The sequence below is a fragment of the Erwinia typographi genome (assembly GCF_000773975.1).
Lineage (GTDB): Bacteria > Pseudomonadota > Gammaproteobacteria > Enterobacterales > Enterobacteriaceae > Erwinia > Erwinia typographi.
Genome location: NZ_JRUQ01000055.1, coordinates 38,494 through 56,459, shown reverse-complemented (window position 1 = coordinate 56,459; position 17,966 = coordinate 38,494). Strand labels below are relative to the sequence as shown.

The following is a 17,966-nucleotide window of genomic DNA, read 5'->3' as shown; positions in this document are numbered from 1 at the left end:
TTATTCTTTTATCGGACACCCCCCAGAGTAACGGCCAGCCCAATCCGCTGACCGTCAGACCGAAGCCGACAGCGCTTTAGCCACCGCCAGCAGGGCGCCAGCAGGCTTGTGACCAATCAGCATAAAGCTGTGCCGCTGCCGCTGCCAGTAGACCACGTTCATTCCCCGCCGCTTCTCTTGCGCTAACCCGCCTTCGGCAGGCCGCAACGAGGCGGTGATACAGAGCGCCAGCGGCCCGGAATGGGGGTCGTCCCAGACAATTTGCGCAATGGATTTATCATCGTAGCGCAGCATCCTCGCGCCCTTAAACTCGCTGCCCGCGAGCGTAAGCGCGCTGACCGACAGCGGCAGGTCGAGATGGCTGCTGACGCTGGCCAACTGCTGCTGCATAGCCTCGGGACCAGGATCAACGTCCTCAAAGCTCTGGTGGGTATAAAGCGCCATATACTGCGCCACCGTATCCCGCCAGCCGTCGTCATTATCAAACAGCCGCCTGCCCTTTAACCCGCCCACCACGCCCAGCGCCAGTGCCGAGACGGTCGCCGCTATCAGCGCCCTGCGACTGACGCCATGCGGCTGCGATGCCTCCGCTCGTGCGACTGCTGCAGAGAATTTTTGCTGCAAACGAGCCGTTGGCGCCTCTTCCAGTAGCGGGGCGAAAGCCGCGGAGAAATCAACGCTGGCACGATCGAGTTCGGCCAGACGCTCGCTCAGTTCGGGATCATCTTTTAGCATCTTCTCTACCTGCCGATGCTGCCGTTCGTCCAGCTGATTATCAAGCCAGGCCACCAGCATTTCGTCGGAAACCGGTGCGCCCTTCTGCCACTGGCTCATCGTTCTCTCCTTCTGGTCTGCCTGACGCCGGGAACCACCGCCTTCGCCAGCGCCTGTCTGGCGTTAGCCAGTCGGCTCATGATGGTGCCGACCGGCACCGCCAGCGTCTCCGCGGCTTCCTGATAGGTAAACCCTTCGACATAGACCAGAAAGACGGCGTTACGCTGGGCTTCGGGCAGCCGGTTGATTCGCTCGCGAACCTGCTGCGCCCAGAGGTGATCGGCATCGCTGTCGCTCACCTGAAAGGCCAGTTCGTCTGACTCGTCGATATTCTGCTGCTGGGTTAACTGCGTGGCGCGGACCTGATTGATCCACACCGAATGCAGGATAGTGAACAGCCAGCGGTCCAGGCGGGTACCCGGCACAAACTGGCTGCTCTTTTCCAGCGCCCGCAGACAGGTCGCCTGCACTAAATCTTCCGCCACATCCCGCTTTCGCGACAGCACCAACCCATAGCGCCACAAGCGCGCCAGATAGAGAGGGAGTTCGCCGCGAAGATCCACGCTGTGGCTCATCCGTGCTCCTTAGCCTGTCTGTCTCTCACCTTAATCAGGACTCCGGGTGGCCGTTAATGGCTGCCGAAAGATCGCGGTACTCTTCACAGCCGGTGCCGCAAATGCCTTTAATAATCGTTAGCTGCTCGCGCGCCAGATCGGGCTGCCGTTTGATCATGTACGCCTCGCCAAGATACTCACGGACCTGTGCGTAGTGCGGGTCCAGCGCGATAGATTTTTGATAGTAACCAATCCCCTCGTCGGTGCGCCCCAGCTTGCGGGTAGCGTAGCCGCGATAGTTCCACGCCTTCGCGGTGTTGGGCTGCTTCAGCTGATTGAGCGTTTGCAGCGCCTCATCATAGCGCCCGGCTTTCGCCAGCGCATAGGCATAATCGGTGCGATCGCTGTCGTTAATCATACTGGTTTTATCGGCCACGCAGCTTTTGGCTTTTTTATCGTAGATCTGCCCTTTTGGGCAGGTTGGCGGCTTGTCATCATCATCGCCCATTGCGTGGGCCATCCCGCTCACCAGCACGACGGAAAGCGCGGCCAGGCATAACACACGACTGATTTTTGTCTTCATTTTTGCAACTCCGGTAGAGTACGGCTGAGGATTATTTGGCCCCTGGGATCATGCGTTTCAGCGTGCCGTCGCGCAGCACGTAATGGTGCAGCAGCGCCACTACGGCGTGGCCGCCTGCCAGCGCGATAATCAGCCAGGCATTGTAATAGTGCAGCGATCCCAACAACTTACGCAGTGAACCTTCGATATAGACCAGATCGGATAAATCGCCAAAGCCGAAGAAGGCAAAGGGTTCGCCCTGGGCCCAGCGGAACAGAAACCCTAAAGCAACCTGCGCGATCAGCAGCAGATAGAGCAGGCCATGTACCGACTTAGCGCCGATGTGCACCACTCGCGATGCGCTGGCGGGCGGCAGGCGACGGCCTTTGCTGACGCGCCAGAAGATCCGCACCACCATCAGCAGCGCCAGCAAAATGCCGCAGGAGATGTGCAGGGACTGGAGGTCATGGCGCAGCGGCGTGCCCCTCTCCAGCCGTGACCAGACCTGAAAGCTGGCAAACAGAAAGATCACGTCGAGCGCCGTCAGCCAGTGCAGCGTGATGGTTAGCCAGTCGTAGTGAGCAGAAGCGGTGGTCTGACGCATGATGAAATTCCCCGTGAGTGATTACAGGGTTAACACGCCAGCGCGGGATTTTATTCAGTTCGTTTTGTTCTAACGGAGGGGGTTTTTATAAAAAACGGGCCACTTGCGTGGCCCGTTATGCTTAGCGATGACGCTGGCGAGCGCGAACAGGCTCTTTAGCCAGCAGAGAGACCACACAGGGTCCGGTCAGCATTAGCACGCCAATACAACCTAACAGCAGGTTGTTGTGGATCACGCGGGAGAGCAGATACAGCACCAGCATCGCCGCGCCAAAATAGTAGGTAGTACTGACATCTTCTAAGAAGTCGCCTACCCGGCGCAGACGCGGCATCCGCTGAGTCAGCAGCATGGCGGCAAATACGCTGGCATACATCGCCAGAAATACCGTGCTGACCTGGAGCAGCGCCTGGTGTTTCCATCCCCACACCAGCCCGGCAATCAGCAGGAGGTGGAGCGTGATATGTACACAGGTTTGTCCGGTGACAATCTGAATACGGTTAGACCATTTCATTTTCTTCTCCTGGCAGACCCAACACAGGTCGCCCAGCCTTGTTAACACAGCAAGTGATAACGAATTTCCTCAGACTAACGCAATTTTCGGATAATGCCGCAAAGAACGCCGTTTCAGGGCACTCTTTTGTGACAAAGACTACACTTTACTCTTCATCAGTTGAAAAGGAGAGCGCGCACAGTATGTCACAAAACGCGCAGGGATTTTCATTAAAAGTCCTGACGATCAATACGCACAAGGGTTTTACCGCCTTTAACCGACGTTTTATCCTGCCTGAGCTGCGTGATGCGGTCAGGGCAACCTCGGCCGATATGGTCTTTTTACAAGAGGTGATGGGCACCCACGCCGTCAATCAGCTGGAGATTGAGAACTGGCCGGACACACCTCATTACGAATTCCTGGCCGACACCATGTGGAATGATTACGCTTACGGACGCAACGCGATTTATCCCGAAGGGCATCATGGTAACGCGGTCCTGTCGCGCTTACCGATTGTGGAATATAACAATTTAGATATTTCCGTTGAGGGCACCGAAAAACGCGGCCTGCTGCACTGTCAGGTTAGCATTCCGGATCGGCCTCAGCCGCTGCACGCTATTTGCGTCCATCTTGGCCTGCGTGATGCCCATCGTCATGCGCAGCTGAAATTACTTTGCGATTTGGTCAACAGCCTGCCGCCGGATGCGCCGGTGGTGGTAGCCGGTGATTTTAATGACTGGCAGCAAAAGGCCAACGCCATTCTTAAAAAAGGCGCAGCGCTGGACGAAGTGTTCAGCCGGAAGTCCGGTCGCCCGGCGCGTACTTTCCCGGCCCGTTTTCCGCTGCTGCGGCTTGACCGTATCTACGTGAAAAATGCCGCGATAAGCCATCCGCAGACGATACCGTTGCGCCCCTGGTCACATCTTTCCGATCACGCCCCTCTCGCCGTGGAGATCCACCTATGAACATGGAATGGCGCGACGGCAACCGCCTGCACCTGCTGGAAAACGGGGAAGAATATTTCCCCCGCGTCTTTGAAGCGATCCGGCGGGCGCGGGAGAACGTGCTGTTGGAAACGTTTATTTTATTTGAGGACGAGGTGGGTAACGAGCTGCATACGGTGCTGCTGGAGGCGGCAAACCGGGGAGTAAAAGTGGAAATGATGCTGGATGGCTACGGTTCGAACGATCTCTCCGACAGCTTCATTAACAGCCTGACGTCGGCTGGCGTCCGCTTTCTTTATTACGATCCGCGCCCGCTGATCTTCGGCATGAGAACCAACATCTTCCGCCGTCTGCACCGTAAAATCGTGGTCTGTGACGGGCAGATTGCCTTTGTCGGCGGGATCAACTACTCCAGCGAGCACAACTCAAGCTACGGGCCACAGGCCAAGCAGGATTACGCCGTTGAGGTGAAAGGACCGATTGTTGAGGATATTACGCGCTATGTGCAGCAGGCCATCAACAGCCAGCAGATCACCCGACGCTGGTGGGGCGGCAGCTCTCACCGCCCGGCAAAGAATGCCACGCCAGGCGATGCCCAGGTGCTGCTGGTCTGGCGCGATAACGATGAGCACCGTAACGACATTGAACAGCACTACATCGATATGCTGCGCGACGCAAAGCGGGAAGTGATTATCGCTAATGCTTACTTCTTCCCCGGTTACAGGCTGCTGCGAGAGATGCGCAGCGCGGCTCAGCGCGGCGTGTCGGTAAAGCTGATTGTGCAGGGCGAGCCTGATATGCCGATCGTTAAGGTCGGCGCAGAGCTGCTCTATAATTACCTGGTGAGCGGCGGCGTGGAGATTTATGAATATATCCGCCGCCCGCTGCACGCCAAAATCGCCGTACAGGATAGCCATTGGTCAACCGTTGGCTCCAGCAATCTCGATCCGCTCAGCCTGTCGCTAAACCTTGAAGCCAATCTGATGATCCACGATCGGACGTTTAACGAAACGGTAAGAGGAAATTTGAACCGCCTGCTGAAAGAAGATTGTCAGCGCGTCGAAGAGAGCCATCTGCCGAAGCAAAACTGGCGGCAGCTGGCGAAAAGCGTGCTGGTCTTTCATTTCCTCCGTCACTTCCCGGCGATTGCCGGCTGGCTTCCGGCGCATACGCCAAAGCTGGCGCAGGTTCCGCCCCCCGTTCAGCCCGAACTGGAAACCCAGGATCGCCTTGAGCCTGAGAAAAAGCGAGTAAAATCCTGATGTCTGCTGCACATTCACGCTGGAAATGGCTAAAGAAGATCCTTACCTGGCTGTTTTTCATCGCCGTCGCCGTTCTGCTGACGATCTACGCCCGTAAGGTCAACTGGCATGACGTTATCGAGGTCATCACCCACTACAACCGCTTTGCCATCCTGGCCGCCGTGGCGCTGGCGGTCGTCAGCTATCTGACCTACGGCGTCTACGATTTGATTGGCCAGGCCTACTGCGGCCACAAGCTGCAAAAGCGCCAGGTGATGCTGGTGTCGTTTATCTGCTACGCCTTTAATCTGACGCTCAGCACCTGGGTTGGCGGCGTAGCCATGCGCTACCGCCTCTACTCCCGGCTCGGCCTGAATAGCCGCACTATCACGCGCATTTTTTCGCTGAGCATTGCCACTAACTGGCTGGGATACGTGCTGGTGTCTGGCGTGGTCTTCAGCGTCGGCTTGGTGCCGATTCCTTCAGGTTGGTTTATTGGCGAAGGAACCTTGAGAATCATCGGCGTGGCGCTGCTGGCGTTTGTCGTGGTCTACCTGGCGCTGTGCGCCTTCTCAAAGCGCCGCCGCTGGACGATCAAAGGCCACAAGCTGGCGCTGCCCTCATTGCGCATGGCCCTTCTCCAGTTCACCGTTTCCAGCGCCAACTGGCTGGTGATGGGCGCCATTATCTGGTTGCTGCTGGCGCAGAAAGTGGACTATCCCCAGGTGCTGGGCGTGCTGCTGATCAGCAGTATTGCCGGGGTGATTATTCATATTCCGGCCGGGATTGGCGTGCTGGAAGCGGTGTTCCTGGCACTGCTGGCCGGCGAACATCTGTCTCACGGCGCCATTATCGCTGCGCTGCTCGCCTACCGGGTGATTTACTTTATTGCCCCGCTGCTGCTGGCGCTGGTGCTTTATCTCTGGCTGGAAGGACGGGCGAAAACGCTGAGGGAGAAGAACGAAGAGAAAATGGCAAAAACGCCATAAAGGCAGGGGGCGACGCTGTTCGCCCCCTCACCGTTAGCGGCGGTTGCCGAAAATCCGCAGCAGCATCAGGAACAGGTTAATGAAGTCCAGATACAGCGTCAGCGCCCCCATGATTGAGTAGCGACGCAGGTTCTCTTTGTCTTCAACGTTGATCCCTTCGCCAATATTTTTCAGCTTCTGCGTGTCATAGGCGGTCAGGCCGACAAACACCACCACGCCAATATAGGTCACCGCCCACATCAGCGCCGTGCTCTTCAGCCAGATGTTTACCACCGAGGCCAGCAGGATACCAATCAGCGCCATAAACAGCATGCTGCCCATGCCGCTAAGATCGCGTTTAGTGGTGTAACCCCAGAAGCTCATCGCGCCAAACATCCCGCCGGTGACCAGGAAAGTGCTGGCAATCGAGGAGTAGGTGTAGACGAGGAAAATACTCGCCAGGGTTAAACCGGTCAGCGCCGAATAGAGCATAAACAGCCCGGTCGCCGCCGCCCCGCTCAGCTTGTGCACCATGCCGGAGAGCACAAACACCAGCCCCAGCTGCACAATAATCAGGCCATAGAAGGTGATACGGTTGGCAAAGACCAGCTCCATCACCGCTGGCGTATTGGCGGCAAACCACGAGACGAATGCGGTCAGCAGCAGTCCACAGGTCATCCAGCCGTAAACCTGTGCCATGTAGGTTTGCAGACCCGTGCGGGCCCCTGTAACCATAGAACTGTTGGAACGTGGATATCGATCCATGATGCTCTCCTGAATCTCAAATAAATGAAGCGATCTCAGCGGAGTGAAGGCCGCTGGAGGTCGCCCGCTCAAGGTTAAGTCTGGCACAGTCAGGGGAAGATAAGCCAGCCCTGCCCCGCGCTTTTTGCCTGACAGTTTACCTGGCGTTGCTGACGGCAGGCGAAATCGTTTCGGCCGTCGGTAAAGTTTGCGCCAGATTCGCCGATAAAAACAGCACAGGGAGAATTCTACACAGGAAGTTAGCAACACGTTATCTTTTTACATCGGGGAATTCTTCATGCCTGGCCGCGCCGAAACCGCAATGAAAAATGCGGAAACGGCGGCCGGGAGAATAGCGGCCTTGCCAGAAAAATGTCAGAGTTATTGACTATCTTTCAGCATATTATTCTGTGTTTCAATAAGTTGAGCCAGGGTGTCGCAGGACTCCCATATGTTATTTGTGCCGATACGATCGCAGGATTCCCATTTTCCTGAGCGGGTATCGTAGTAAAAAGTATCGGTATTGTTGCCGCCTATGACTATCCTGCCCATCATGCTTTCATCTTCAAGTCCCATAACTTCCAGAGCTTGATTAAACTCAATTAATTTACCAGTTTCTGGATCGCCGCTATCGTTAACACCATAAAACGTATGCCCATCAGCAAAGAGCCCATTGCTGATGCTCACAAAAGCATAGTATTGATGCCAAAAATCAGACTGTCCGTGTTCAATTCCCCGGCCAAAATCATATTGAATAAACTCCCCGGTATAGGGAGGAGTGATTTCATAGCCCATGCTTTTACTAATACAATTAAACTCACAGACCGCTTTTTCTAAGTTTGTCATTGGCTTCTCACGGATAAATTACGCCTCGAGGGACAGGCCACAGTACAATGTTACTTCCTTCTGGCGTCAGGCTTCTGCTAATTTGCCGCTGTACTGTCGTAAAAACAGGATGCTCAGGGGAGTCCTTAATCAGAACCAGGTTTGAAAAATCATTAGTCCCGCTATCTTCAAGTGGTAATTTATGGTGAACCTGGTAGCCAGAAGGTACCCTACCTGTTTTCATGATTTGTAATTGTGACGAGTCTACCCTGGCCACTACGTCCGGATGATTCGCAACATTGTTAACAAAGTCTCGACGTATTCCATTATTGAACTCACGTCGCATCAGAGCCAAATCAGAATTACTCCGCTTAACGTAGTCCATTTTTACTATATCAATATTCTGAAGGAGTTTTTTTTCTCCTTTGTACGTTCCCAGAAAGCTTTTCAGTTTTTCCAGTTCAGTAACAGAGGCAGGATGTACCGCTCCGCGCCCGATAGCGGCCAGTGAGCTTAATGCGATGAGAGAGCCAGCGGTCTGCTGATTCAGTACCTGGTCAAATCCCTCCGCCGCTTCTCCGCCCAGCTTACGGGCTGTATCCGCAAACATCTCCGGATTCTGGTGGTAAATGCCACCTGCGGCCAGCAAGCGCCCTACAGCCTTGCTGTTGAGGGTAGCGAAGGTTTCCGGTTTTTTTGTCGCCTGCTCGCGCTGTTCTGGCGCGACGCTATATCCTCCGACACTCAGTGACGTTGGTCGTGGTTTCCCTCCCCGGCTGCGATAGTCTCTGCGCCTTACCGAGGCAGTATATTCGCGGAGAATTCTTTCCGCGCCGCTGAAACGAAACGCATGACGATCCGTGCAAATCAGCAAACCACCCTCGTTAATATAAAAAAGCGCGCCCGGTGACTGTCTGACATCCAGCATCACCACCTCGCCAGAAAAAATCATTCTTTCGAGTTTTTCTTTTTGCCGTGGCCCATGTGGCGGCTGCTGATAAGCATATGTCCTCCCGTCACGCTTTCGCATGTTAACAACGTAACCAGTATACGTATGGCGATCGTCAAATTCATATTCACGACCAATGCGGGACCAGGCTCTGAAGGGGGGGAGGATCCACTCATAACGCTCGGGATCAAGGTTATCAGCAGCAAGATAATATAAATCCGTTCCCGGTAAGCTGAAGCTCATATCCATTCCATGGAGATAAAATTTAAAGTACAAATATTACCCTAACATTGATTCACGGATAACCCTGATTTTTGAACAGTCATTTTATATTTTACACATTTCAGGGTCAGAAAGAGGGGACACTCTCTCTGGCTGGCAGCCTTATCAGGGAGAGACGGACAGATTTACCCCACAAGCGGAAGCGTTGACAGCACGCCAGGGAATGCGCTGGAAACCTGGCGCCAGAGCAAGAGTTATCTGCCGCGCGCCAGGCAATTCTGATAACGCCCGTCAACCCGCTGGGCGAACCAGGCCGTGGTCAGATTACGGGTGATTTTCGGGCTTTCCAGCTTAATACCCGGCAGCACCGCGCGCGGCTGGCGCCTGCCGGCATTTTTATCCGCCATCGCGAAAACCTGCTGCCACAGATCGGTTTTTTCAAACGCTTGCGTTTCGCCTTTTTCCAGCGCGCTGCGGATCGCCCCATTGCTCATATCCAGACGCTTAGCCAGCGTCCTTACCGCCAGCTCGGTAGAGCCTGCCGCATCCGAGCCGTAGAGAATCAGGTCGCCATCCAGCGCCAGCTTTATTCCGCTAAGCTTTGAGACTGCCGCCTGGAAGGCCGCATTCCGGCTGGCGTACCATCCGGCGTTATAATCGGCGAAGCGGAAAACCTGTCGGCTGTAATCTGCCGGGTAGCCCAGCAGGTGCATCGTGCCGAACCAGACGCCGCCGCGACGGCTGAACACTTCCCGTCGAATCGAACCGTCTACCGGATACGGGTAGCCTTTGGCATGGGCTTCGGCAAACTCAATGCTCACCTGCATTGGCCCGCCGGTGTGAACAGGGTTCAGATTGCCAAACAGCTTCTGCCCCATCGGCACCATATCAATAAAATCATCGAAGATTGCGCTCAGCTCTTTCTCGCTGCGCACGCTGTCCAGTCGGGCCGCATAGCTTTTGCCGTCAGGGGATTTGATCATCAGCGCGGTGCGCACCAGGAAGGAAGGAATATGCAGCTTGCCCGCCCGACGATCGATCTCGCCCCAGGCAATGCCCGGCAGACCGGGGACGTTAGCATCGGCGCTGAAGGTAGATTCCTGATCGGTGACGGCAATCACCGAGCAGAGATTGGTGAGCGAAGGATCCAACCCCTGGCCGTTAAATGCAGCGAAGATATCGTTACTCCATCCCTGACGATCGCTGACCTTGGGGGGAAGCAACTGGGCAATCTGCGCTTTAACATCGGCCGGACGGCGCTCGGGGATCGACTTTTCAGGCTGGCTTGTACAGCCCGCCAGCACCATCAGCGCCAGCAGAGAAAGACGTTTACAGGCGGTCATTGCTTTCCTTGTTTATGATAAAGCTAATGGCCTGAGGGTACAGAGCGCAGCGGCAATAATCCATCGGAACGGCCCGCAATCGGCCTGGATCGGAAAAAAAGCCGCTGCCGGTTTGGGCTATTCCCAGCGCGCAGCGGACTGGCGATCGCTGTCGCGAGATTCGACCCAGCGCTCGCCTTCCGGAGTGGCTTCCCGCTTCCAGAAAGGCGCGCGGGTTTTCAGGTAATCCATAATAAATTCGGCGGCGGCAAACGCGCCGGAGCGATGCGCGCCGCTGACGCCAACCATCACAATCTCATCGCCGGGGAACAGTTCGCCGATGCGGTGAATCACCGTCACCCTCTGCATTGGCCAGCGCTCACGCGCCTCGGCCACAATCTCCGCCAGCGCTTTTTCCGTCATCCCCGGATAGTGCTCCAGCGTCAGTGCTGAAACATTGTCACCAAGGTTGTGATTGCGCACTTTACCGGTGAAGGTCACCACCGCGCCATCTTCATCACAGGCCGCCAGCCAGCGGTACTCTTCGCCCATATCAAAAGGGGCCTGCCCTACTCTGATCCGCGTTTCCATTTATTTATCCTCCGGTTACCGGCGGGAAGAAGGCGACCTCATCGCCAGGCTTCAGCTCATACTGCATAGCTACCAGCGTCTGGTTTACCGCAGAGAGCACCTTGCCGGACTCCAGCGCCAGCGCCCAGCGATCGCCCTTCGAGGCCAGCGCCGCACGCAGCGCCTCGACCGTGGCGTACTCCTCCGTCATGGTCACGCTTCCCGTGCCGACCAGTTCGCGGATTTGGGCAAAAAACAGCACATTAATCATCGGACACCGCCTGAAAATCACCGGACTTGCCGCCGCTTTTACTCAGCAGGCGGCACCGCTCAATGCTGATGTCTTTCTGCACGGCTTTACACATATCGTAAATGGTCAGCGCGGCCACGGAGGCCGCCGTCAACGCTTCCATCTCCACGCCCGTTTTGCCGGTCAGGCGGCACAACGACTCAATCCGCACCTGGCTGTTCGCCTCGTCGGCAAAAAGCGAAACCTCAACTTTGCTGAGCAGCAGCGGATGGCAGAGCGGAATCAGTTCCCAGGTGCGCTTGGCGGCCTGAATACCGGCGATCCGCGCGGTAGCGAAAACATCGCCTTTATGATGGCTGCCGTCGACAATCATCTTCAGGGTTTCAGGATGCATCTTCACGAAGGCTTCGGCACGCGCTTCACGCACGGTGTCGTTTTTGGCGGAAACATCCACCATATGCGCCTCGCCGGAGGCATTGATGTGGGTAAGTTGCGACATAACGTTAGGGCTTCTTCACATGCGAGACAAAATTACAGGGACGGGTGCGCGCATCCAGCTGATCCTGGATAATCCTTTCCCACGCCATCTGGCAGGCACTGGTTGAACCCGGCACGGCAAAAATCACCGTCCCGTTGGCCACGCCAGCAACCGCGCGGGACTGAATCGTCGAGGTGCCGATGTCTTCATAAGAGATCATGCGGAACAGCTCGCCGAATCCTTCAATTTCACGATCAAACAGCGGCAGCAGCGCTTCGGGCGTACTGTTCTTGCTGTTGAATCCGGTGCCGCCGTTAATCAGCACCACCTGAACATCGCTGCTGGCGATCCAGCGGGAGGCGTGAGCACGAATCTGGTAGCGATCGTCTTTGATCAGTACATGGTCCAGCACCTGATGACCGGCTTCGGTTGCCGCCTCACGCAGATAGTCACCGGAGCTGTCGCTGGCCGCATCGCGGCTGTCAGAGATGGTGAGTACCGCTACGTTGAGCGACTTAAATTCAGCTGAGGGTTTACCCATTTTTAACGTCCTTAATGTTAACCACCGAGATAAGAGAGGTTTTGCGTAATGCCGGTATTGCCCTGATGCAGGAAATGCGTCTGCTTTTTGCTGCTCAGGCTGGCGGCAACGCGGGCCTGGAGTTGATCCTGCTGGTCGTCACTTTCCAGCAGGTCGCGCAGTGAAATGCCGCCGTCGCCAAACAGACAAAGATGCAGCTTGCCCGTTGCCGAGACCCGCAGGCGGTTACAGGTGCTGCAGAAATCTTTTTCGTACGGCATGATCAGGCCAATTTCGCCCTGATAGTCAGGGTGGCAGAACACCTGCGCTGGCCCGGCGCTGCGCTCGCTAATTTGCCGCACCCATCCCTGCGAGAGCAGACGATCGCGGATCACTTTCCCCGATACGTGGCGCGTGCGGAACAGATCGCCGCCGTCGCCGGTTTCCATCAGCTCGATAAAGCGTAGCTGAATGGGCCGGGTACGGATCCACTCAAGAAAGGTGTGCAGGCTGTTATGATTAATGTCGCGCATCAGCACGGTGTTGACTTTCACCTTGCTGAAACCGGCGGCAAACGCCGCATCAATACCGTCCATCACCTGATGGAATTTATCCTGGCCGGTAATGGCGTGAAACTGACGGGGGTCAAGGCTGTCTATACTGACGTTGAGCGCGGTCAGCCCGGCGTCACGCCACTGCGCCACGTCGCGAGCCAGACGATAGCCGTTGGTGGTGACCGCCAGCTGCCGGATGGCGCGGTTTTCGCGTACGGCGGCAATGATGTCGGTAAAGTCGCGGCGCAGGGAGGGTTCGCCGCCGGTCAGACGGACTTTTTCGGTTCCCGCCGCGGCAAAGGCACGGGTAACCCGCCGGATCTCATCCAGCGACAGAAAACTTTTGTTATTCGCCCCTTGCGGTTTGTAGCCGTCAGGCAGGCAATAGCTACAACGAAAATTGCAGACATCAGTGATCGACAGTCGCAGGTAATAGAACTTGCGGTCGAAGTTATCGGTAAATTGTGACACCAGGACACCTTTCCAAATCGGGAGATGCAGGCATTTCTTTCTGCACCCTGGCAACTCAAGGTTGCGGCCAGGACACCGTATCAAAAGACGTAGGCGTCAGGGCTAAGTGTGATTTACCGCACGCCGGTAAATCTTGGTGGTAGAATTCTACCGCCAAAGTAAGGGTCTTACCAGAACTGAGTTTCGCTATGTATTATGATATATAACGATTTTTACCCCTGGCTTTGTCGTGGACTACGCTAAAATAGTCCGTGTACCAATGCGTTGCGTCTCGTATTAACCAGGCTTAAACACAATCAAGGATTTTTATGCGTAATCGCACGTTAGCCGATCTCGACAGAGTGGTGGCTTTAGGTGGCGGACACGGTCTTGGCCGCGTGATGTCTGCCCTTTCTCCTTTGGGTTCTCGCCTGACCGGCATTGTCACTACCACGGATAACGGCGGCTCAACGGGGCGCATCCGCCGCTCGGAAGGCGGCATTGCCTGGGGTGATATGCGTAACTGCCTCAACCAGCTGATTGCAGAACCCAGCGTGGCCTCCGCGATGTTCGAATATCGCTTTAGCGGCAATGGCGAGCTGGCGGGGCACAATCTGGGCAATCTGATGCTGAAAGCGCTGGATCATCTTAGCGTTCGCCCCTTTGAAGCCATTAATCTGATCCGCAACTTGCTGAAGGTCGATGCTTTCCTGATCCCGATGTCGGAACAGCCGGTCGATCTGGTGGCGATCGACAGCGAAGGCCATCAGGTTTATGGCGAGACGGAGATTGACCAGATGCAGCTCCCGCCGCAGGAGCTGATGCTTTCCCCCAACGTCAGCGCGACCCGCGAAGCGATCGAGGCGGTGGCCGAGGCCGATCTGATCCTGATTGGGCCAGGCAGCTTTTATACCAGCCTGATGCCCGTGCTGCTGATGCCGGATATGGCGCAGGCGCTGCGCCGCACGCCGGCCACCATGGTATTTATCGGTAATCTGGGTAAAGAGCTAAGCCCCGCCGCCGCGCAGCTGCCGCTGGCGGGTAAGCTGGCGATGATGGAAAAATACATCGGTAAAAAGGTGATTGACGCCGTCGTCGTCGGGCCAGCGGCCGATACCAGCCACGTCACCGATCGGCTGATTATTCAGGAGCCGCTGGAAGCCGCAGACATAAAATACCGTCACGATCGCCAGCTGCTGCATATTGCGCTGGAGCACGCGATTCAGGCGATAAAGTAAGGCGGAACAGGTCCCGCCTCTGCTGCCTCAGGTCAGGATGCCGCGATAAACAGCTCGCGAACCTGATGAAGCTGGTCGCGCACACTGGCGGCCTCTTCAAACTCCAGATTCTGCGCATGTTCCTGCATTTTGGCCTCCAGCTCGTGGATCTTCTTCTGCAGCCCTTTCGGCGACAGATCGAGATACGGCGCATCGTCTTCCACAATGCTGCGAGAGGATTTGCCACGCCCTTTGGTTTTGTTCTTGTTAATGCCCTGCCCCAGTTCGAGAATATCGGCAATTTTCTTGTTGAGGCCCTGCGGTACGATGCCGTTTTCCGCGTTGTAGATCTCCTGCTTCTCGCGGCGGCGCTCGGTTTCGCTGATGGCTCTGGCCATTGACGGCGTGATTTTATCGCCGTAGAGGATCGCCTTGCCGTTCAGGTTACGCGCCGCACGGCCAATGGTCTGGATCAGTGAGCGTTCGGAGCGCAGGAAGCCCTCTTTGTCCGCATCCAGAATGGCAACCAGCGACACTTCCGGCATGTCCAGCCCTTCACGCAGCAGGTTAATCCCTACCAGCACGTCGAACTCCCCCAGACGCAGGTCACGGATGATCTCCACCCGTTCCACGGTATCGATATCCGAGTGCAGATAGCGCACCCGCTCATCGTGCTCTTCCAGATATTCGGTCAGGTCTTCGGCCATGCGCTTGGTCAGCACCGTAACCAGCACGCGCTCATTGATGGCGACTCGCTGACGAATTTCAGAGAGCAGATCGTCAACCTGCGTCCCTACCGGACGTACTTCGATCAGCGGGTCCAACAGACCGGTTGGGCGTACCACCTGATCAATCACCTCGCCGCCGGATTTTTCCAGCTCATAGTTGCCCGGCGTGGCGGAGACATAGATAGTCTGCGGCGCCAGCGCCTCAAACTCTTCAAACCTCATCGGGCGGTTATCCAGCGCGGAAGGCAGGCGAAAACCGTACTCCACCAGCGTCTCTTTACGCGCGCGGTCGCCCTTATACATGCCGCCAATTTGCGGAATGGTGACGTGGGATTCATCAACCACCAGCAGACCATCCGCCGGCAGATAGTCAAACAGCGTGGGCGGCGCTTCACCTGGCCCACGCCCGGAAAGGTAGCGCGAGTAGTTTTCAATGCCTGAGCAGTAGCCCAGCTCGTTCATCATCTCCAGGTCAAACTGAGTACGCTGAGAAATACGCTGCTCTTCCAGCAGCTTGTTATTGTCCAGCAGCACCTTGCGACGTTCGACCAGCTCGACCTTGATCTCCTCCATCGCCTGAAGGATGCGCTCGCGCGGGGTCACATAGTGCGTCTTAGGGTAGATAGTGTAACGCGGGACAATCGAGCTAACCTGGCCGGTAAGCGGGTCGAAGATCGACAGGCGCTCCACCTCTTCATCAAACAGCTCCACGCGGAGCGCATAGTCGTCCGACTCTGCCGGGAAGATATCGATCACCTCGCCGCGTACGCGGAAAGTGCCGCGCTGGAAGGCCTGATCGTTTCGCGTGTACTGAAGTTCCGAAAGCCGACGCAGAATGGCGCGCTGGTCAATGACCATGCCGCGCGTCAGGTGCAGCATCATCTTCAGATAGAGATCCGGGTCGCCCAGACCGTAAATTGCGGAGACCGAAGCCACCACAATCACATCCCGTCGCTCCAGCAGCGCTTTGGTGGCCGACAGGCGCATCTGCTCGATGTGCTCGTTTACCGAGGCATCCTTTTCGATAAAAGTATCAGAGCTGGGCACGTAGGCTTCGGGCTGATAGTAGTCGTAGTAAGAGACGAAGTACTCGACCGCGTTATCGGGGAAGAACTCTTTCATTTCGCCGTACAGCTGCGCCGCCAGCGTTTTATTTGGCGCCAGCACCATCGTTGGACGATTAAGGTCGGCTATCACGTTGGCGACGGTAAAAGTTTTACCAGAACCCGTTACGCCGAGCAGCGTCTGATGCGCCAACCCGTCCTCCAGCCCCTCTTCGAGCCGACGGATCGCCTCAGGCTGATCGCCTGCGGGTTTGAATTCGGAGTTGAGTTTAAAGACTTTGCTCATTGCATGGCTACCTGGTAATGATTCGCGCGGACAGGATTCTAATTTTACCCGTACCAGACGATTTTACCAGCAAAAAAGACTGGATATAATCACAGTTATTTTGCATGATGCGTTGCAAGACAGCAGCGTTGCTCCTCCGCAGCCCAGCGTGAAAGAAAGCCAGTCGCCAGCCGGTGTTGGTTATCCCCAAAAGGAGATGAACTTTAACAATTGTCAAGCACCACAGACAAAATGCGGTGGCCAGCATATATGGGAATTTTCTTGCGCTTGATTTTCATTAACGTGTTGATTTATTAACAGTTACACTGGAAGCCGAGTTTCACAGCAACTCGTGCTCAGGCCGCGCCCGCTCTAGCTTTACGTAAGTTTTCAGACGTTCATACACATGGTTATCCACAGGAATGGTGGATAACTGATTTCAGCGCCCGAACCGTCTGATGTGTATAAATCAGCGCTGACCTGCGATCGACCGCGCAAATAATTTTTTTTGCATTATTTTAACCTGACGCCCGAGGATTCATGGACCTGAAAGGCATATTTCACCCGCCGCGGCTAGCATTTTTTCCGCGTTTTTTACAGTCTCGTGACAGCGCCCATTTGCCTTCGCGGCAGGCAATTGCACCACAATCGATTACTCCCTGGCACCCCCAGAGTGCAGAAGAATATTACCCGGTGCAATTGTTTAACTTTCGTTACTAATTACTGGTGCTAATCACCAGGCCATGCGGTAATTTCTCAGCGTTTCGCCAGGTTGGCCTGGCTATTGCAAGACAGGAGTAACCGCCTCACGCTTTCATAACACCAGAGCGAGGAGCACGAAGCCGCAGGCGTTTCATCAGAAACGTTGACGACTGTTTGCCACACGACGTAGAGCGGATGCAACCAGGTGCGATCGAAAACTGTCTGGAGGAGAGTGTCAGATGCTCAGCTTACGTTCTATCAACCAATTTTATGGACAACATCATATTCTGTGGGATGTCGATCTGGATCTTCCCCCAGGCACCTGCACCGGCGTTCTTGGACGACCCGGCATGGGCAAAACCACGCTGGTAAACTGCATTATGGGTCACCTGCCGATCAACAGCGGCTCGATGATTTGGCAGGAGGCTAACCTCCCCCCGCAGGATCTGCTGCTACAGCCGATGGAGCAGCGCGCGGCGTTAGGCATTGGCTACGTGCCGCAGGGGCGACAGATTTTCTCTCAGCTCAGCGTGGAGGAAAACCTGCAAATTGCCCTGTTGGCGGGGGCGGGGATGGAGCGGCACCGGGCCATTCCGCAAATGGTCTACGACCTGTTTCCTGCCCTTTACTCTTTACGGCATCAGCGCAGCGGCGAATTGCAGCTTGACCAGCAGCAGCAGCTGGCGCTGGCCAGAGCGCTGGTGCTACAGCCTAAGCTACTTATTCTTGATGAGCCGACGGAAGGCATGTCGCCATGGCTGGAAGAAGAGATGGGTAACCTGATCCATCGTCTGAATCATGATTTCGGCCTGACGATCCTGCTGCTTGAGCAGCGGATTTCGTTTATCCGTAAGGTGGCCGACTATTTCCTGCTGCTGCATCGCGGGCGCAATGTGGCCCACGGCAAGGTCGCACAGCTGGACGACAGTATGCTCAATACCTGGATGACGGTGTAGTGATAGCGGCCCT

20 protein-coding genes and 1 riboswitch are annotated in these 17,966 nt (G+C 55.8%); of the genes, 5 read left to right on the top strand and 15 right to left on the bottom strand.

Features of this window, described 5'->3' with window-relative positions; genetic code table 11:
* Positions 1 to 54: 54 nt before the first annotated feature.
* The 5 genes from NG99_RS19135 to NG99_RS19115 form a co-directional block, all read right to left on the bottom strand.
* Complete coding sequence (locus NG99_RS19135; protein ID WP_034896443.1) at positions 55 to 834, bottom strand: anti-sigma factor family protein; 780 nt, start codon at positions 832 to 834, stop codon at positions 55 to 57.
* Positions 831 to 1,349, bottom strand: coding sequence for an RNA polymerase sigma factor (locus NG99_RS19130; protein ID WP_034896440.1), 519 nt, complete (start codon positions 1,347 to 1,349; stop codon positions 831 to 833). The genes NG99_RS19135 and NG99_RS19130 overlap by 4 nt, the downstream gene beginning before the upstream one ends.
* Before the next feature lie 34 nt (positions 1,350 to 1,383).
* Complete coding sequence (locus NG99_RS19125; protein WP_034896438.1) at positions 1,384 to 1,911, bottom strand: tetratricopeptide repeat protein; 528 nt, start codon at positions 1,909 to 1,911, stop codon at positions 1,384 to 1,386.
* Positions 1,912 to 1,942: 31 nt separating this feature from the next.
* Positions 1,943 to 2,494, bottom strand: a complete 552-nt coding sequence (locus NG99_RS19120) for a cytochrome b (protein WP_034896436.1) — start codon at positions 2,492 to 2,494, stop codon at positions 1,943 to 1,945.
* Positions 2,495 to 2,615: 121 nt separating this feature from the next.
* Positions 2,616 to 3,005, bottom strand: coding sequence for a YbhQ family protein (locus NG99_RS19115; protein ID WP_034896435.1), 390 nt, complete (start codon positions 3,003 to 3,005; stop codon positions 2,616 to 2,618).
* 182 nt (positions 3,006 to 3,187) lie between these two features.
* Between NG99_RS19115 and NG99_RS19110 the strand changes: the two genes are divergently transcribed.
* The 3 genes from NG99_RS19110 to NG99_RS19100 are packed head-to-tail and all read left to right on the top strand — an operon-like array spanning position 3,188 to position 6,158.
* A complete protein-coding gene (locus tag NG99_RS19110; protein WP_034896433.1) occupies positions 3,188 to 3,949 on the top strand; it encodes an endonuclease/exonuclease/phosphatase family protein in 762 nt (253 codons plus the stop codon).
* The gene (gene clsB, locus NG99_RS19105; RefSeq protein WP_034896431.1) at positions 3,946 to 5,190 is read left to right on the top strand and encodes a cardiolipin synthase ClsB; all 1,245 of its coding nucleotides are present in this window, start codon (positions 3,946 to 3,948) and stop codon (positions 5,188 to 5,190) included. The genes NG99_RS19110 and clsB overlap by 4 nt, the downstream gene beginning before the upstream one ends.
* Positions 5,190 to 6,158, top strand: coding sequence for a lysylphosphatidylglycerol synthase domain-containing protein (locus NG99_RS19100; protein ID WP_034896429.1), 969 nt, complete (start codon positions 5,190 to 5,192; stop codon positions 6,156 to 6,158). The genes clsB and NG99_RS19100 overlap by 1 nt, the downstream gene beginning before the upstream one ends.
* A gap of 33 nt (positions 6,159 to 6,191) precedes the next feature.
* Here NG99_RS19100 and NG99_RS19095 read toward each other — a convergent pair whose 3' ends face one another.
* The 9 genes from NG99_RS19095 to moaA form a co-directional block, all read right to left on the bottom strand.
* Positions 6,192 to 6,902, bottom strand: a complete 711-nt coding sequence (locus NG99_RS19095; RefSeq protein WP_034896427.1) for a Bax inhibitor-1/YccA family protein — start codon at positions 6,900 to 6,902, stop codon at positions 6,192 to 6,194.
* 360 nt (positions 6,903 to 7,262) lie between these two features.
* Positions 7,263 to 7,727, bottom strand: a complete 465-nt coding sequence (locus NG99_RS19090; RefSeq protein ID WP_034896426.1) for a YrhA family protein — start codon at positions 7,725 to 7,727, stop codon at positions 7,263 to 7,265.
* Positions 7,728 to 7,734: 7 nt separating this feature from the next.
* Positions 7,735 to 8,898: an HNH endonuclease signature motif containing protein gene (locus NG99_RS19085; RefSeq protein ID WP_034896424.1), complete on the bottom strand. Its 1,164-nt coding sequence runs from the start codon at positions 8,896 to 8,898 to the stop codon at positions 7,735 to 7,737.
* Between the two features lie 233 nt (positions 8,899 to 9,131).
* Positions 9,132 to 10,184 carry a DUF1615 domain-containing protein gene (locus NG99_RS19080; protein WP_408606419.1) on the bottom strand — a complete coding sequence of 351 codons (1,053 nt, stop codon included), beginning with the start codon at positions 10,182 to 10,184 and terminating at the stop codon, positions 9,132 to 9,134.
* A 153-nt stretch (positions 10,185 to 10,337) separates the two neighbouring features.
* A complete protein-coding gene (gene moaE, locus NG99_RS19075) occupies positions 10,338 to 10,790 on the bottom strand; it encodes a molybdopterin synthase catalytic subunit MoaE (protein WP_034896420.1) in 453 nt (150 codons plus the stop codon).
* Positions 10,791 to 10,794: 4 nt separating this feature from the next.
* Positions 10,795 to 11,040: a molybdopterin synthase sulfur carrier subunit gene (moaD, locus tag NG99_RS19070; protein WP_034896418.1), complete on the bottom strand. Its 246-nt coding sequence runs from the start codon at positions 11,038 to 11,040 to the stop codon at positions 10,795 to 10,797.
* Positions 11,033 to 11,518 (bottom strand): cyclic pyranopterin monophosphate synthase MoaC, encoded by a 486-nt coding sequence (moaC, locus tag NG99_RS19065; RefSeq protein WP_034896416.1) that lies wholly within the window; start codon positions 11,516 to 11,518, stop codon positions 11,033 to 11,035. The genes moaD and moaC overlap by 8 nt, the downstream gene beginning before the upstream one ends.
* 4 nt (positions 11,519 to 11,522) lie before the next feature.
* Positions 11,523 to 12,038, bottom strand: coding sequence for a molybdenum cofactor biosynthesis protein B (gene moaB, locus NG99_RS19060; RefSeq protein ID WP_034896414.1), 516 nt, complete (start codon positions 12,036 to 12,038; stop codon positions 11,523 to 11,525).
* A gap of 17 nt (positions 12,039 to 12,055) precedes the next feature.
* The gene (gene moaA / locus NG99_RS19055) at positions 12,056 to 13,045 is read right to left on the bottom strand and encodes a GTP 3',8-cyclase MoaA (RefSeq protein WP_157032657.1); all 990 of its coding nucleotides are present in this window, start codon (positions 13,043 to 13,045) and stop codon (positions 12,056 to 12,058) included.
* Positions 13,032 to 13,162: riboswitch (molybdenum cofactor riboswitch) on the bottom strand. Its footprint overlaps the gene before it by 14 nt.
* 188 nt (positions 13,163 to 13,350) lie before the next feature.
* Between moaA and NG99_RS19050 the strand changes: the two genes are divergently transcribed.
* Complete coding sequence (locus tag NG99_RS19050; RefSeq protein WP_034896410.1) at positions 13,351 to 14,259, top strand: gluconeogenesis factor YvcK family protein; 909 nt, start codon at positions 13,351 to 13,353, stop codon at positions 14,257 to 14,259.
* Between the two features lie 32 nt (positions 14,260 to 14,291).
* Here NG99_RS19050 and uvrB read toward each other — a convergent pair whose 3' ends face one another.
* On the bottom strand, positions 14,292 to 16,316 hold the full coding sequence (gene uvrB / locus NG99_RS19045; protein WP_034896409.1) for an excinuclease ABC subunit UvrB: 2,025 nt from the start codon (positions 16,314 to 16,316) through the stop codon (positions 14,292 to 14,294).
* 920 nt (positions 16,317 to 17,236) lie between these two features.
* Between uvrB and NG99_RS19035 the strand changes: the two genes are divergently transcribed.
* Positions 17,237 to 17,953: an ABC transporter ATP-binding protein gene (locus tag NG99_RS19035; RefSeq protein WP_034896403.1), complete on the top strand. Its 717-nt coding sequence runs from the start codon at positions 17,237 to 17,239 to the stop codon at positions 17,951 to 17,953.
* Positions 17,954 to 17,966 lie beyond the last annotated feature (13 nt).